Raw genomic sequence first — 15,686 nt, forward strand, 5'->3', positions numbered from 1 at the left:
CCGGTGACGCCGGGCCGCGCGGCCCGTTACCGTACCCGGCAGTAACCGGATCGCGCCCCAGGAGGCCCCCATGCCGCAGCTCGAAGTCGACGGAGCGGTGCTGGCGTACGACGACGAGGGCCCCCGGGACGGCACCGCCGCACCCCTGGTGTTCATCCACGGCTGGACCGCCGACCGGCACCGCTGGGACCACCAGACCGCGCACTTCGCCGACCGGCGGCGGGTGGTCAGGCTCGACCTGCGCGGACACGGCGAGAGCACCGGGGCGGGTGTGCGGACCATCGGCGAACTGGCACAGGACGTCACCGCGCTCCTCGACCACCTGGAGGTGGACCGCTTCGTCCCCGTCGGTCACTCCATGGGCGGCATGATCTCCCAGACCCTCGCCCTCGCCCACCCGGCCCGCGTCGAGCGGATGGTCCTGGTCAACTCCATCGGGCGGATGACGTACAGCAAGGGCCGCGGGCTGCTCATGGCGGCCTCGACACTGGTGCCGTTCAAGCTCTTCGTCGCCGCCAACATCCAGCGTGCCTTCGCCCCGGGGTACCCCCGCGAGCGGATCCGCGAGTACGTCCGCGCCTCCGCCGACACCCCGCGCGAGGTCGTGATGACGCTGTACGGCGCCATGCGGGCCTTCGACGTCCTGGACCGGGCCGGCGAGATCACCGCGCCCACCCTGATGGTGCACGGCTACCACGACGTCCAGCTGCCGGCCGGGCAGATGCTGCGGATGGCCAAGGCCTACCCCGACGCGGAGGTGCGGATCATCGACGCGGGCCATGAGCTCCCGGTGGAGCGGCCCGACGAGCTGACGGCGGCGCTGGACCGGTTCCTGGCCCCGGCCGCGTAGCGCGGGACCCGACAGCACCGGGTGACCGGCGCCCGGCGAGAGCCGAGGCGCCGGTTCCGTTTGGGGAACTTTTTGCGCTTGGCCGGTTCGGGGCGGGCGGGGCCCGGCGCGAGGCGGGTCCGCGGTCCTCGCGCGGGCAAAGCGCGGCCGAAAGCGGCCGGAGGGGGAGGCCGCGAGAGCCCCGCCGTGTTACGCCCAGGTTGACCGGCCGGGAACCCGGGCGCACGCTCGTCATATAGGTGCTGAATACAAGTGGTTCGCTCGGGCAATCGCCTCTGGGAGGCGCTGGTGTGTCACCGCAGGTGGCGCGGGTTGTCCGGCGGACCGGCAGCAGGAGGTAGCGCATGTGTGGCATCACCGGCTGGGTCTCCTTCGACCGTGACCTCACCACCGAGACGCACGCATTGGATGCGATGACGGAGACCATGGCCTGCCGCGGCCCCGACGACCGGGGCACCTGGAGCGAGGGCCCCGCCGCCCTGGGCCACCGCCGGCTCGCCATCATCGACCTGCCCGGCGGCCGCCAGCCCATGACCGTCCGCACCCCGGAGGGCACGGTCGCGATGGTCTACTCCGGCGAGGCCTACAACTTCACCGAACTGCGCCGCGAACTCGTCGGCCGGGGCCACGAGTTCACCACCGACTCCGACACCGAGGTCGTCCTGCGCGGCTATGTGGAGTGGGGCGACACCATCGCCGAACGGCTGAACGGCATGTACGCCTTCGCCGTCTGGGACGGCCGCCACGACAAGCTCGTCATGATCCGCGACCGCATGGGCATCAAGCCCTTCTACATGTATCCCACCCCGGACGGCGTCCTGTTCGGCTCCGAGCCGAAGGCGATCCTGGCCAACCCGCTGGTCCGCCCCCGGGTCGCCCTGAGCGGTCTGCGCGAGCTGTTCACCATGGTCAAGACCCCCGGACAGGCCGTCTGGGAGGGCATGCGGGAGGTCGAACCGGGCACCGTCGTCACCGTCGACCGCCGCGGTCCGCGCATCCGCACGTACTGGCGTCTGGAGACCCGCCCGCACCTCGACGACCGCGACACCACCGTGGCCACCGTCCGTGAACTCCTCGACGACATCGTGCGCCGCCAGCTGGTCGCCGACGTACCCCGCTGCACCCTGCTCTCCGGCGGCCTCGACTCCTCCGCGATGACCGCGCTCGCCGCCCGGCAGCTCGCCGCGCGGGGCGAGAAGGTCCGCAGCTTCGCCGTGGACTTCGTCGGCCAGACCGAGAACTTCGTCGCCGACGAACTGCGCGGCACCCCCGACACGCCCTTCGTGCACGACGTGGCCCGCCTCGCCCGCACCGACCACCAGGACATCGTCCTCGACGCGAGCAGCCTCGCCGACCCCGCCGTCCGGGAGCGGGTGATCCGGGCCCGCGACCTGCCGGCCGGGTTCGGCGACATGGACGCCTCGCTCCTGCTGCTGTTCAGGGCCGTACGCGACCAGTCCACCGTCGCCCTGTCCGGGGAGTCCGCCGACGAGGTGTTCGGCGGCTACCTTCAGTTCTTCGACGAGGGGGCCCGCAACGCCGACACCTTCCCCTGGCTGTTCCAGTTCGCCCGGCACTTCGGCGACGACTCCGACGTGCTGCGCACGGACCTCGCCAAGGCGCTCGACCTGGAGTCCTACATCGCCGACTCCTACCACTCCGCCGCCTCCGCCGTCCAACGCCTCGACGGCGAGAGCGACTTCGAGTACCGCATGCGCCGGATGAGCCACCTGCACCTCACCCGTTTCGTCCGCGTCCTGCTCGACCGCAAGGACCGGATGAGCATGGCCGTCGGCCTTGAGGTACGGGTGCCGTTCTGCGACCACCGCCTCGTCGAGTACGTCTACAACGCGCCCTGGGCGCTGAAATCCTTCGACGGCCGGGAGAAGACCCTGCTGCGCGAGGCCACTCGGGACGTCCTGCCGCAGTCCGTGTACGACCGGGTCAAGAGTCCCTACCCCTCCACCCAGGACCCGGAGTACGGCCGGGCCCTCCAGGACCAGGTCAAGGACCTGGTCGCGCGTCCCGACCACCGGGTCTTCGAACTCGTCGACCGCGAGAAGGCGGACCGGGCGGCCCACCTGCCCCGACTCGCCGGCCAGGCGGCCCGGCGCGGCCTGGAACGCACCCTCGACCTGGCCCACTGGCTCGACCTCTACGACCCGGAACTCACCCTCTCCTGAGGCTCCTGAGGCTCCTGAGGCTCCTGGGATCCCGGAGGAGCCTCAGTCCGACGAGCCGCCGCCGGCGCGCCCGGCGGCGGTGTCCGGCGGGCAGGAGCTGCCGTCGGCCGGCAGCGTGCCGTACAGCAGGAAGTCGTCGACCTTGCCGTGCACGCACCTGGAGGACGTGTAACCGGTGTGGCCGTCGGCCCTGTTGTCCAGCACCACGGCCGACGGCCCCAGCCGCTTCGCGGTCTCGATCGTCCAGCGGTACGGCGTCGCCGGGTCACCGCGCGTCCCCACCAGGAGCATCCGCGCCGAGGGCACGTTTTTTACCTGGTCCCGGATGAAGTCCGTGCCGCGCGGCCGGCCGTAGCACAGCAGCACCTGGGTCAGCCGGAACCGGCCGAACACCGGGGACGCCTGCTGGTACTCCCGGTTCAGCCGGGCGACGTCCTGGGAGAGCCGCTCGGCGCTCGGCCGGTCCGGGTCGTCGGCGCAGTTGATCGCCATCAACGCCGCGGACAGGTTGTCCACGGGCACGTCCTGGCCGGCCACCAGCCCGCCGCTCCCCGTCTTCGGCGACTTCCGCACGAGCGGCACGGCGTAGCCGCCGGAGGCGAAGTTCTGCACACCCCGGGTGTCCCCGTCCTCCGTCAGCGAGGCCAGCGCCCGCGCGAGCAGCGGCCACAGATCCTTGCTGTACAGCCCCTCACCGATGGCGCCCACCAGGTCCTGGCCGGTGAAGGAGCCGCCGAAGTCGGACGGCACCGGGTCCTTGTCGAGCGAGCGCACCAGCTGGACGACCGCGTCCCCGGCCTTGCGCCGGTCCTGGCCGAAGGGACAGGCGAGGTCGGTGACACACCAGTCGAGGAAGTCGTCCAGCGCGGTCTGCTGGCCCTGGGCGCCGGCCACACCCTGCTGGGCCAGCGACTCGGTCAGGGTGTCCACGCCGTCCAGCGCCATCCGGCCCACGTTGTGCGGGAACTGCGCCGCGTACACCGCGCCGAGCTTGGTGCCGTAGGAGAAGCCCAGATAGTTCAGCTTCCGGTCGCCGAGCGCCTGGCGGATGACGTCCAGGTCCCGGGAGGCGTTCACGGTGCCTATGTGGGCCAGCACGGGACCGGAGTGCTCGGTGCACCGTACGACCAGCTGCTTGAGCTGCTTCATCAGGGCCTGCGGCCGGGTGACGTCGGGAGGGTCGGCCGAGCCGCGGTCGTCGGAGGGCCCGCCGGTGCCGTCGCCGCAGCTGACGGGGGAGGAGCGGCCGACGCCGCGGGGATCGAAGCCGACCACGTCGTAGCCGTTGGTGAGGCTCATGAACTCCTTGCCGGAGAGCCCCAGCTCGCTGACGCCGGAGCCGCCCGGGCCGCCGAAGTTCAGCAGGACCGAGCCCCGTGACCTGCCCGTCGCCCGGTAGCGGGACAGTGCCAGGTCGAGGGTGCCCCGGTCCGGCCTCGCGTAGTCGAGCGGGACGGTGACCTTGGCGCACTGCATGTCCTTGGGCAGTTGCTCGTCCTGGCACGCCGTCCACCGGGCCTTCTGCCGGTAGAACCGGGTCAGGTCCGGCTGTCCGCCGTCCGCGGCCGAGGCCGTCGCCGGGAGGGTGGGCAGTCCCGCGCCGAGCAGAGCCAGCGTGACGGCTCCGGCGCCGACGCAGCGCCGCAGAGCGGGCCGGGTACGGGGCACGGCAGGCATCGGGGGCCTCCAGGAACACTCCGTGACGGACCGGGTACAGGGCTTTCGCCCACCATAAGCACGCCACGCGGGGCCCCGCCTCCCGGCGGGCGGACCGCGCCGGGGTGCCGTACTCTGCGCCGCTTCGCCGCCTTCAGGCTCCTTGCGCGTTTTGCCTGCGGTTCGAGAGCGATGTAGCTCGATGGGGTGAAACGCGCATAAGCCATAACCCGTATGTGGCGTACGCGGTTTTAACCGTTGCGGGCGAGCGCCCGTAATCATGTCTGGAAGGCAGGGCACCTATGAAACGGGTTACCCGAAACGGTGTGATCGCCGTCGCCGCCGCCTCCGGGGCGATGGCCGTGGCGGTCCCCGCCTGGGCCGACTCCGGTGCGGACGCGACCGCGGCCGGTTCGCCCGGGGTGATCTCCGGCAACGGCGTCCAGCTGCCGGTGCACGTTCCGGTGAACGTGTGCGGGAACACCGTGAACGTGGTGGGGCTGCTGAATCCGGCGGCCGGCAACGCCTGCGCGAACGAGGGCGGCGGCGCCGAAGCCGGCACGTCCGGCGGTTCGGCCACGACCGGTGGCGCGTCCGCGCGGGGCACCGAGCAGGACTCGCCCGGGGTGATCTCCGGCAACGGTGTCCAGCTGCCGGTCGATCTCCCGGTGAACGTCAGCGGCAACAGCGTCGACGTGGTCGGCGTCCTCAACCCGGCCCTCGGCAACACCTCGGTGAACACCTCCGGCGACCACCCGAGCCCGCCGAAGACGACCCCGAGGCCCAGCGCGCCCGCTCCGGAGCCGCCCGTCGCGGCGCCGCCGAAGAAGCGGCCGGCCCCCCGGTCGCACCCCGCCGCGCCGCCGGTCACGGACGCCACCCTCGCCCACACCGGGACGGACCTGACCGGCCCCGCCGCCGGGGTCGGCGCGGCGCTGCTGCTCACCGGCACCGTTCTGCACCGGCGCTTCCGTCCGGGCCGGACCCGCTGACCGCCGCCGTGTGACACGCGGCCGGCCCGAAGCGACGCGACCGGACAGGCCCCACCGAACCCAACCGGCGGGGCCTGCCCCGTCCCCACCGGACGAGACCGAGCCGTCCCCACCGGGTGCGGGCGAGCCGTCCCCACCGGGTGCGGCCGAGCCGTCCCCACCGGACGAGACCGAGCCGTCCCCACTGGACGAGACCGAGCCGTCCTTGTCGGATGCGCCGGGCCACACTCCCGGACGCGGGCAAGCCGCCCTTGCCTGATGCATCCGGGCCGCATGCGCCGGACGCGGCGGAACTGCCCTCGCCGGGTGCGGCCGGGCCGACTTCGCCTGGTGCGGCCGGGCCGCACCAGGGGGCCGCGGCCGAGCCGCCCCCACCTGGTTCGGCGGAGCCGGACCCACCTGGTGCGGGTAGGCCGGCCCCGACTGGTGCGGGTAGGTCGCCCCCGTCTGATGCGGGCGGGCCGACCGCTGTCAACGAGTGCTCCGTGCAAGCCAGTTGTGCGTGGCGGCGGCTTGATCCCGGCGTGGCGTGGGGGACCGTGATCGGCAAGGATGCTGCGGGCGCGGTGCCGGTCGCCGTGCCCTCGGACCCCGTCACGCAAGGGAGCGCATCGATGACCTCTCCGGCCCCCCAGGACCTCGTCGTCACCCGGGCCACGCTCGACGACTGGCCGGTGATCAGCGGCTGGGCGGCCGACGAGGGCTGGAACCCGGGACTGTCGGACGGGCCGGCCTTCTTCGCCCAGGACCCCGAGGGCTTCTTCCTGGGCCGGATCGACGGGGAACCGGTGTCGGCCGTCTCCGTCGTGAACCACGGTCCCGACTACGCCTTCCTGGGCTGCTACCTGGTCCGCCCGGACCTGCGCGGCCAGGGCCACGGCTACGCCACCTGGAAGACCGCGCTGGCCCACGCCGGCAACCGCACCGTCGGCCTGGACGGCGTGGTGGCCCAGCAGGACAACTACCGGCAGTCCGGCTTCGAGCCGGCCCACCGCACGGTCCGCTTCACCGGCACCGCCCCGGCCGCCGAGGTGCCCGAGGGCGTCCGCGCCGTCCGCCCGGCCGACCTCGCGGCCGTCACCGCGTACGACGGTATCTGTCACCCCGCCGACCGGCCGCGCTTCGTCGCCGCCTGGCTGACCGGCCCCGGCCACACCGCGCTCGTCCGCCACGACGGCGACCGTGTCACCGGCTACGGCGTGCTCCGCCCCGGCCACGACAGCCTGCGCATCGGCCCGCTGTTCGCCGACACCGCCGCCGACGCCCGCGCCCTGTTCGCCGCCCTCGGCGCGACGGCGGCCGGCGCCGAGGTGGCCATCGACGTACCCGAGACCAGCACGGCAGCCGTCGCCCTCGCCGAAGCGGCGGGCTTCACCCCGTCGTTCGAGACCGCCCGCATGTACACGGGCCCGGTCCGGGACCACGCCCGCGACCGGGTGTTCGGCGTGACGACACTGGAACTCGGCTGACCCGCGCGCGGACGAGCGCCTGCGCGGACAAATACGTTGCCGTGGTTGGGCTCGGATGCTGGAGTGCTCGGATGGATCTCCAAGTGCTTGCTCTGTACGACCGTGACATGCGTGAGGGCGCGCGCCCCGACGGCCCCGGCGCGCGGGTCGAACGCGTCGGCGCGGTGGTGCGCCAGGTCGCGGACGCCGAAGGGTGGAACGCCGTCCTGTGGTCGGCGCTGGACGAGAAGACCGCGGACGGGGCGATCGCCGAGCAGGTCGAGTTCTTCGGGACCCTGGGCCACGAGTTCGAGTGGAAGCTCTACGGCCACGACCTCCCGTGCGATCTCGGCGCCCGGCTGGCCGCGGCCGGGTTCCGGCCGGAACCGGCGGAGACGCTGATGGTGGCCGAGACCGCCGGACTGCGCGTCGACGCCGGGCTTCCGGACGGCGTGCGGACCACGCAGGTCACGGACGCGGCGGGCGTGGATCTCCTGGTGGACGTCCACGAGAAGGCCTTCGGTACCGACGGGGCACGGCTGCGGCACCGCCTGCTGGCGCAGTTGGCCGAGTGGCCCGACACCGTGGTCGCCGTCGTGGCGCTGGCCGGGGACGAGCCCGTGAGCGCCGCCCGCATGGAGTTGCGGCCGGGGACGCGGTTCGCCGGTCTGTGGGGCGGCGGTACGGTGGCGGGCTGGCGGGGGCGCGGGTTGTACCGGGCCCTGGTCGCCCACCGCGCGCGGGTCGCCGAGGACCGCGGTTACCGTTATCTGCACGTGGACGCGTCCGCGATGAGCCGGCCGATCCTCGAACGGCTCGGATTCCACGCCCTGGGCACGACCACGCCGTACGTCCACGCCGGGTGAGCCGCTACGGGCAGCCCCCACTGCCCGCGGCGCCCCGCACGGCGTGGACGCGGATCGCGGTCAAGGTCGGGCGCCCCTGAACGGGCGCCCGGAGGTCACCGGCGTGCCTTGGCCCGGTCCAGTGCCGCCACCCCCACCGCCGCCAGGGCGATCTGGATGAACCACTCGATCCAGTCGGGACCCTTGGTGTCGGCCACGCCGAAGCCCGCCGCGATCGCCGAACCCAGCAGCGCCGCCACGATGCCGACGACGATGGTCCACAGGAGACCGATGTGCTGCCGGCCGGGGACGACCAGGCGTCCCAGTACGCCGATGATGATTCCGATGACGATGGCGCTGATGATGCCCGAGATCTCCATTTCCGCCCCTCTCCTGCCGGACTCCGCTGCACTCCAATCTGCCCGCTGGAGACCCGGCCAGTCCCCTCGGGTTGTTACGGCGGTTTTCTGTTCACCGACCCGACATGCCATGTACCTTTCAAGCAGTCGACGCGTGTAGAAATCTCGAGCTGGTTCTACGCGCGCAGAGTTGGCGCCCCGCACCGCCTCTTCCCCACCCCCTCATGGAGGTTCGCCGGATGCTTGGATCCAGCAGATCCCGCCACAGACTCACCACCGCCCTGGCCGGGCTCGGGCTGCTCGTCACCGGAGCCGCCCTCCAGGTCGGCACCGGAGCCGCGCCCGCCCATGCGGCCACCACCTACCGCGTCCTGTTCGACGACGGCCACGCCGAGGAGGCGGGCAACGCGGACTGGATCATCTCGACCAGCAAGCCCGACCCGCTCTCCGAGGACTCCTCCCCGTCCTCCGAGACCGACTGGACCGGCGCGCTCTCCTCGTGGGGCGTGGCCCTCCAGAAGACCGGCAGCTACAGCCTGAAGACCGCCACCAGCGCCCTGACGTACGGCGGTTCCTCGACCACCGACCTGTCCAATTTCGACGCCCTGGTGCTCCCTGAGCCCAACACGCTGTTCACGACCGCCGAGAAGACCGCGATCATGAACTTCGTGAAGAACGGCGGCGGTCTCTTCATGATCTCCGACCACACCGGGGCCGACCGCAACAGCGACGGTGAGGACGCGGTCGAGATCCTCAACGACCTGATGACGAACAACAGCGTCGACTCGACCGACCCGTTCGGCTTCTCCATCGACTCCCTCGACATCAGCTCCGGCTACCCGGCCGCGATCAGCGACAGCACCGACCCGGTGCTCAACGGCTCCTACGGCACGGTCACCAAGAGCCTGATCGCCGACGGCACCACCGCCACCCTCAAGCCGGCCGACAACTCGAACGTCAAGGGGCTGGTGTACCGCAGCGGTTACTCCGGCAACACCGGTGCCTTCTTCCTCACCAGCACCTTCGGCAGCGGCCGGGTCGCCTTCTGGGGCGACAGCTCACCCATCGACGACGGCACCGGCCAGTCCGGCAACACGCTGTACGACGGCTGGAACGACACCGGCGCCACCAACGCGGCCCTCGCCCTCAACGCCACCGCCTGGCTGACCGGCGCGAGCAGCGGCAGCAGCGGCGGCGGTGGCGGAGGCGGCGGTGGCACCTGCACCGCGGCCCAGCTCCTCGGCAACCCCGGCTTCGAGTCCGGCAGCACCACCTGGACCGCCAGCAGCGGGGTCATCACCAACTCCAGCAGCGAGGCGGCCCGCACCGGCTCCTACAAGGCCTGGCTCGACGGCTACGGATCCGCCCACACCGACACGCTGTCCCAGTCGGTGACCATTCCGTCCGGCTGCTCCGCGACGCTCAGCTTCTACCTGCACGTGGACACCGCGGAGACCACCACCAGCACCGCCTACGACAAGCTGACGGTCACGGCCGGATCCACCACCCTGGCCACGTACTCCAACCTCAACGCGGCCTCCGGATACGTCCTCAAGAGCTTCGACGTCTCCTCGCTGGCCGGTACCACGGCCACCATCAAGTTCACCGGTGTCGAGGGCTCGACCCTCCAGACGTCCTTCGTCCTCGACGACACCGCGCTCAACGTGAGCTGAGCGGGACGGACGGTTCCGGCGCGTCCGCCGGAACCGTCCGCTCCACCGCGTTCCAGCCGGACACCCGCACCTGGGGCCTGGAGCCGTGCAGATCGGCGGTCCGGTAGGTGGCCGTCAGGGTCGCCGCCTCGCCCGGCCACAGGCTGACCTCGTTGTCCGACCACCGGACGGGCAGCACGGGTGTGCCGTTCGCGTCGACCAGGTGGACGTCCGTCAGCAGGGCCGGTGTCTTTCCCGAGCCCGTGTTGCGGACCGTGACCGTCGTGGTGGACGTGCCGTCCGCCCCGGTCGTCGACGCCGTCGCCGTGACCGGCACCCGGGCCATGGAGGACAGTCCCGTCAGGTCGGCGTAGCCCGTCGTCGGAGTGTGCCACCAGTCGGTCTTCGCCCAGTCGAGGGTGTCGGACCTGGTGGAGAGCCAGTAGACGTTGCGGCTGACCTCCCTGCCGTCGGCGTCCGTGAGGACCAGCCGCGCCAGGTAGGCGGAGGACAGACCGCTCACCGACGCCGGCAGGGTGAGCGCGGTGCCGTGCGCGCCGTCGCCCTGGACCGTGACCCCGGTGACCGTCCGGTCGTACTTCTCGGTCCCGTCGGGGTTGAACAGGGTCGCCCGGACGGTGAGCCCGGACGCCGCCGCGTGCCGGTTGTTCACGACGACCACCGAACGGTCGTCGTAGGAGTACTGCGCGTGCACGGGCTCGTTGGCCTTCTTCGCGCCGAAGTAGGCGCCGCCCTGATCGAGATGACGGTCCATCAGCTGCCAGTGCAGGGAGGTCCAGCCGCTGTTGAACATCCAGTAGACGACGCCGGTCGAGGGCTTCGAGGCGTCGGTCTGGTTGCGCTCGTAGGCCTCGTACTGGGCACGGACGTTCTCGTACTGGGCGAGCTGGGCCTTGCGGACGTAGTCCGTGAGGCTCTTCGGGGCGCCGTAGCGGCCGGTGAGGGCGGCGTCGTAGACCTTCAGGGTGCCGAAGGTCGAGGACGGCGAGCGGTGGTACTGCTTGGCGTCCGGGTTCTTCCAGAGGGTGTCGAGTTCGGCCGGGGTCATCATGCGGCGCAGCGTGTCGAGGGTCGGGATGTCCGGGCCCGCGCTGGTCTCGGAGTTGAAGCCGGTGGCGCCGCCCTCCCGCTTGGCGTACCAGTAGGACGGCGGGACCCAGTCGTAGGGGCCGGTCATCTTCATGCCCGAACTGCCCAGCTGGGGAGCGGACTTGTCGGAGGCGGCGGGCACCACCGGCACGGTCCAGTCGGCGGCGTGCAGGGCGTCCAGGTAGTTCTTCTCGATCTTCGCGTCGGGCGCGGCGTCGCTGCCGATCAGGAAGGAGGCCACGCTCGGGTGGTCACGCAGCCGGGCGGCCTCGGCGGCCATCGAGGCCTGGGCGACCTGGTAGTCGGCGGCGGTCCACTTCTCGCCGCTCTCTCCGCTGTTGGTCTGTCCCTCCCACTTGTCGCAGCACTCCCAGCCGGGCAGGGTGAGGACGCCGAGGCGGTCGGCGAGGTCGAAGAACTCGTCGGGCTCGATGTGGCCTTCCAGCCGGATGGCGTTCAGGCCCAGGTCGAGGGCGTACTTCAGGCGGTCCTCGGCGTAGGTGCGGTCCCAGCGCAGGAACTCGTCCGGTGACCAGCCGCCGCCCTTGATCAGCAGCCGGCGGCCGTTGACCGAGTACTGGCGGGCGCCGTCGGAGTTCAGCGGGGCCCTGACGTCCCGGATGCCGAATGTCTCGTGGGCGGTGTCCGAGGCCGTGCCGGCGACGGAGGCGGTGAGGTCGAGGCCGTAGAGCGGCTGACCGCCCATGCCCGCGGGCCACCACACCTTCGGGGAGGTGAGGTGCAGATCCGGGGTGTCGGCCGGAGTGAAGGTCACGGTCCTGGTCTCGTGGGCGGCGAGGGCGACCGACCGGGTGAGCGGCACGCCCGCGACCGTGCCGGAGACCTCGGCGGTGACCGGCGCGTCGGAGTCGTTGCGGGCCTGTGCCCGCACCGTCAGGTCCGCCGTCGCGAGGGACGGCACCGCCAGCTCCGTCACCACGTGCGCGTCACGCAGCGCGACCGGGCCGCCGCGCCGCACCACCACGTCCCGGACGATGCCCATGTTCTGGTCGGGCGGCGGCTGGAGCCAGTCGAGCCAGCCCATGGTGAGGTTCTTGTTCGGGTCGTTGGGCTGGATCCGGAAGGCGACCGTGTTCGTCCCGGACCTGACCAGCGAGGTGATGTCCAGTTCGTGGTGCGTGTAGGCGCCGGTGACGTCCGAGGCGGTCGCGACCCGCTGGCCGTTGACGTACACGTCGGCCGCCGAGATCACCCCGCTGAAGTCGAGGTAGCTGCGCTGCGAGGGGTCGTCGACCTGGAAGTCGCTGCGGTACCACCAGGGCACCTGGAAGGGGGACTTGGGGATCTTCTGGAGGTTGGTGGAGACGAACGGGTCGTCGTAGACGCCGTCGGCGAGCAGCGCTGCCAGCACCGTGGAACGGGGGCCCGCCGGATACCAGTCCCGCGCCGGATACCCGGGGGAGGAGACCGCCGACGCGGAGTCGCCCACCTCGGCCGTGGAGCGGATCGCGTAGCCCGCCAGCGGGGTCCCGGACCCGGCCGCGGAGGGCACCCGGGTGATCCGGGGGTGGCCGTACGAGGGGGAGTGGACGGTGGCACCGGCCGGGTTCCTGGCGCCGGCCCAGGCGCTCGTGTTGAGTGAGCAGAGCAGGCCCAGGGCCACGGCGGCCGTGGCGAGGCGGTGTCCTGGGGCGGGGCGAGGGAACACGGCGGTCTCCAGGCTCGTAAAGTTAGGAAACTTTACTAACTCGGCTCAAGCTAGGGTCCCGAAAGGGGTGTGTCAATCACCGTGGGGCCCGCGCGAGTTGGTGGCGCCGGTTTCAGGACGCGGCCGACCGGCGCTCGAAGACCAGGTCACGGGCGGTTCCCAGGGCCGTGGCCACCGCGCCGAGCAGTACCGCGTCCTCGCCGAGCCGGCTGGGCGCCAGCTTCGGACGCAGCGGGGTGAGGGTGCGCAGATGCTCGCGTACCGGGCGCAGCAGCAGGTCGACGCTGTGCCCCACCCCGCCGCCCAGCACCACCAGGTCGGGATCGAGCACGGCCGCGGCCGCCGCCACCGTGTGCGCGATCCGCTCGCCCTCCAGCCGTACCGCCTCGACGGCGGCCGGGTCGCCCTGGCGTGCCGCGTCGAACACGGACTTCGCGGTGAGCTGGCCCGTCATCCCCAGCCGCCGCGCGGTCTCGGCCACGGCCACCCCCGACACCGCGTCCTCCAGCCGCTCCGGCCTCCGCTGCCCGGGCCAGGGCAGGAACCCTATCTCCCCGGCGAGCCCGTGCGCCCCGGTGAACAGCCGTCCCTCGCTGACCACGCCCATGCCGAGACCGGTGCCGATCATGATGTACGCGAACAGCCGGCTGCCCGCCCCGACGCCGTACGTGTACTCGCCGAGCGCCGCCAGGTTGGCGTCGTTGTGCACCTCCAGCGGGACGCCCAGTTCCTCGCGCATCCGGTCGAAGAGCCCCGCGCGGCCCCAGCCGGGCAGGTGCATCGCGTACCGCACCCGGCGCTGCCGCTCGTCGTACACGCCCGGGGTGCCCACCACCCCGTGCACCACCTCGGCCGGGTCCACCTCCGAGTTGGCGACGACCTGCCGCGCGGTGCTGACCAGCAGGCCGGCCATGGCGTCCGAACCGCGGGCCCGGTTGCGCACGTCGGAGCGGGCGACCAGGGTGCCGTCCAGGTCGGCGAGCGCCACCCGCAGCCAGCCGCGGCCCACGTCGACGCCGAGGGCGTATCCCGCCGCCGGGTCGGGCGCGTACAGCACCGCGGTACGGCCACGCTCCGGGGCGTGCGTGCCCGCCTCCCGGACCAGGCCCGCCGCCGCCAGCGCGGCCAGCGCGCTGGACACGGTCGGTTTCGACAGGCCGGTCTCGCGGGCGAGTTGGGCGCGGGAGGCGGACCCGAGCGCCCGCAGCCGGGACAGCAGCAGCCGCTCGTTGGAGCTGCGCAGTCGCTGCCGGCTCCAGGGCTGTTCCTGCTGCTCTACGACGTCACTGGCGGCCATCGCATCATTCTCACCGATTCCCGGCGCATACTTGACGCATCTAGTAAGGCTCCTTAACTTTATCGGCCATCCCGCCTCCTCGGCCGACGTCCCTCCTCCTCGCGTCAGGAGCCCCGCCATGTCCGGTAGTCCCGGCCGCCCCGTCCGTTCCGACGACCTCCGCGCCGCGCCGCCCGACGGCGGCTTCGTCCGCCGCGTCGGCCTGTTCCAGGCCACCGCCATCAACATGAGCCAGATGTGCGGCATCGGCCCCTTCGTGACCATCCCGCTGATGGTCGCCGCGTTCGGCGGCCCGCAGGCCGTCATCGGCTTCGTCGCGGGCGCGCTGCTCGCCCTCTGCGACGGCCTGGTCTGGGCCGAGCTGGGCGCCGCGATGCCCGGCTCCGGCGGCAGTTACGTCTATCTGCGCCAGGCCTTCCAGTACCGCACCGGACGCCTGATGCCGTTCCTGTTCGTGTGGACGGCGATGCTCTTCATCCCGCTGATCATGTCCACCGGTGTGGTCGGCTTCGTCCAGTACCTGGGTTACCTCGCCCCCGGGCTCGGCCGGACCTCCGGCGACCTGATCGGACTCGGTGTCATCGCCCTGGTGGTGCTGCTGCTCTGGCGCGGCATCGAGCACATCGCCCGGATCACCGCCGTGATGTGGGCGGTGATGATCGCCTCGGTGCTGTTGGTGATCGTCGCCGCGGCGAGCGACTTCAGCCCCCACCTGGCCTTCACCTACCCGGCGCACGCCTTCGACCTGACGAGCGACCACTTCTGGCTCGGCTTCGCCGCGGGACTGACCATCGGCATCTACGACTACCTCGGCTACAACACGACCGCGTACATGGGCGCCGAGATCAAGGAGCCCGGCCGGGTGCTGCCGCGCTCCATCCTCTTCTCGATCCTCGGCATCATGGCGATCTACCTGCTGCTCCAGATCGGCACCCTCGGCGTCATCGACTGGCACCGTATGACGGACCCGGCCGACATCGCCTCGACCTCCGTGGCCTCGGCGGTCCTGGAGGAGACCTGGGGCAAGGGGGCCGCCGACACCGTCACCGTGCTGATCCTGATCACGGCCTTCGCCTCGGTCTTCACCGGCCTGCTCGGCGGCTCCCGGGTGCCCTACGACGCCGCCCGCGACCGGGTCTTCTTCCGCCCCTACGAGAAACTGCACCCGAAGCACCGCTTCCCGATGCTGGGCCTCGCGACCATGGGTGTGATCACCGCGATCGGGTTCCTGATCGGCCGCCACACCGACCTGGCCACGCTGATCCAGCTGCTCACCACCGTGATGGTGATCGTCCAGGCGCTGGCGCAGATCGTCGCGCTCTCGGTGCTGCGCCGCAGGCAGCCGGCCCTGAAGCGGCCGTACCGCATGTGGCTCTACCCCCTGCCCAGCATCGTCGCCTTCGCCGGCTGGTGCGTGATCTACGGCTACGCCGACAAGAACTCCCCGGGCCGCCACCCCATCGAGTGGTCCCTGGCCTGGCTCGCGCTCGGCTGTGTGGCGTTCGTGCTGTGGGCGCGCGTCGAGAAGGTGTGGCCGTTCGGCCCCAGGGAGATCAGCGAGGAGTACCTCGCCGCGCCGGAGCAGCCGGCCGTCGTGTAGCCGGGTGGGCGACGGGGCCGGTCCG

General features: G+C 71.9%; 11 protein-coding genes. 7 read left to right on the forward strand and 4 right to left on the reverse strand.

Going from position 1 to position 15,686, the window contains the following annotated elements:
* The first annotated feature begins 70 nt into the window (after positions 1-70).
* A complete protein-coding gene (locus tag AAW13_RS20120) occupies positions 71-850 on the forward strand; it encodes an alpha/beta fold hydrolase (protein WP_046731242.1) in 780 nt (259 codons plus the stop codon).
* Positions 851-1,194: 344 nt separating this feature from the next.
* Entirely contained in the window at positions 1,195-3,033 is a 1,839-nt protein-coding gene (asnB, locus tag AAW13_RS20125) for an asparagine synthase (glutamine-hydrolyzing) (protein WP_046731241.1), read from the forward strand.
* Between the two features lie 42 nt (positions 3,034-3,075).
* Here asnB and AAW13_RS20130 read toward each other — a convergent pair whose 3' ends face one another.
* A complete protein-coding gene (locus AAW13_RS20130; RefSeq protein WP_046731240.1) occupies positions 3,076-4,710 on the reverse strand; it encodes an alpha/beta hydrolase in 1,635 nt (544 codons plus the stop codon).
* A gap of 281 nt (positions 4,711-4,991) precedes the next feature.
* Here AAW13_RS20130 and AAW13_RS20135 point away from each other — a divergent pair, with 281 nt between their 5' ends.
* The 3 genes from AAW13_RS20135 (at position 4,992) to AAW13_RS20145 (ending at position 7,995) form a co-directional block, all read left to right on the forward strand.
* Complete coding sequence (locus AAW13_RS20135) at positions 4,992-5,681, forward strand: chaplin (protein ID WP_107483364.1); 690 nt, start codon at positions 4,992-4,994, stop codon at positions 5,679-5,681.
* Positions 5,682-6,295: 614 nt separating this feature from the next.
* Positions 6,296-7,150 carry a GNAT family N-acetyltransferase gene (locus AAW13_RS20140; RefSeq protein ID WP_046731238.1) on the forward strand — a complete coding sequence of 285 codons (855 nt, stop codon included), beginning with the start codon at positions 6,296-6,298 and terminating at the stop codon, positions 7,148-7,150.
* A 71-nt stretch (positions 7,151-7,221) separates the two neighbouring features.
* Complete coding sequence (locus tag AAW13_RS20145) at positions 7,222-7,995, forward strand: GNAT family N-acetyltransferase (RefSeq protein ID WP_046731237.1); 774 nt, start codon at positions 7,222-7,224, stop codon at positions 7,993-7,995.
* A 95-nt stretch (positions 7,996-8,090) separates the two neighbouring features.
* On the opposite strand, the gene AAW13_RS20150 is transcribed toward AAW13_RS20145, so the two are convergent.
* The gene (locus tag AAW13_RS20150) at positions 8,091-8,354 is read right to left on the reverse strand and encodes a GlsB/YeaQ/YmgE family stress response membrane protein (protein ID WP_046731236.1); all 264 of its coding nucleotides are present in this window, start codon (positions 8,352-8,354) and stop codon (positions 8,091-8,093) included.
* Positions 8,355-8,572: 218 nt separating this feature from the next.
* Between AAW13_RS20150 and AAW13_RS20155 the strand changes: the two genes are divergently transcribed.
* Positions 8,573-10,006 carry a hydrolase gene (locus AAW13_RS20155; RefSeq protein WP_046731235.1) on the forward strand — a complete coding sequence of 478 codons (1,434 nt, stop codon included), beginning with the start codon at positions 8,573-8,575 and terminating at the stop codon, positions 10,004-10,006.
* Here AAW13_RS20155 and AAW13_RS20160 read toward each other — a convergent pair.
* Positions 9,993-12,764, reverse strand: a complete 2,772-nt coding sequence (locus AAW13_RS20160) for a glycoside hydrolase family 2 protein (protein WP_046731234.1) — start codon at positions 12,762-12,764, stop codon at positions 9,993-9,995. The genes AAW13_RS20155 and AAW13_RS20160 overlap by 14 nt on opposite strands.
* 112 nt (positions 12,765-12,876) lie before the next feature.
* Complete coding sequence (locus AAW13_RS20165) at positions 12,877-14,061, reverse strand: ROK family protein (RefSeq protein WP_046731233.1); 1,185 nt, start codon at positions 14,059-14,061, stop codon at positions 12,877-12,879.
* Positions 14,062-14,179: 118 nt separating this feature from the next.
* Between AAW13_RS20165 and AAW13_RS20170 the strand changes: the two genes are divergently transcribed.
* Positions 14,180-15,661, forward strand: a complete 1,482-nt coding sequence (locus tag AAW13_RS20170) for an APC family permease (RefSeq protein WP_071659614.1) — start codon at positions 14,180-14,182, stop codon at positions 15,659-15,661.
* Positions 15,662-15,686: the final 25 nt, after the last annotated feature.

The sequence above is a fragment of the Streptomyces humi genome (assembly GCF_001005085.2).
Taxonomy (GTDB): domain Bacteria; phylum Actinomycetota; class Actinomycetes; order Streptomycetales; family Streptomycetaceae; genus Streptomyces; species Streptomyces humi.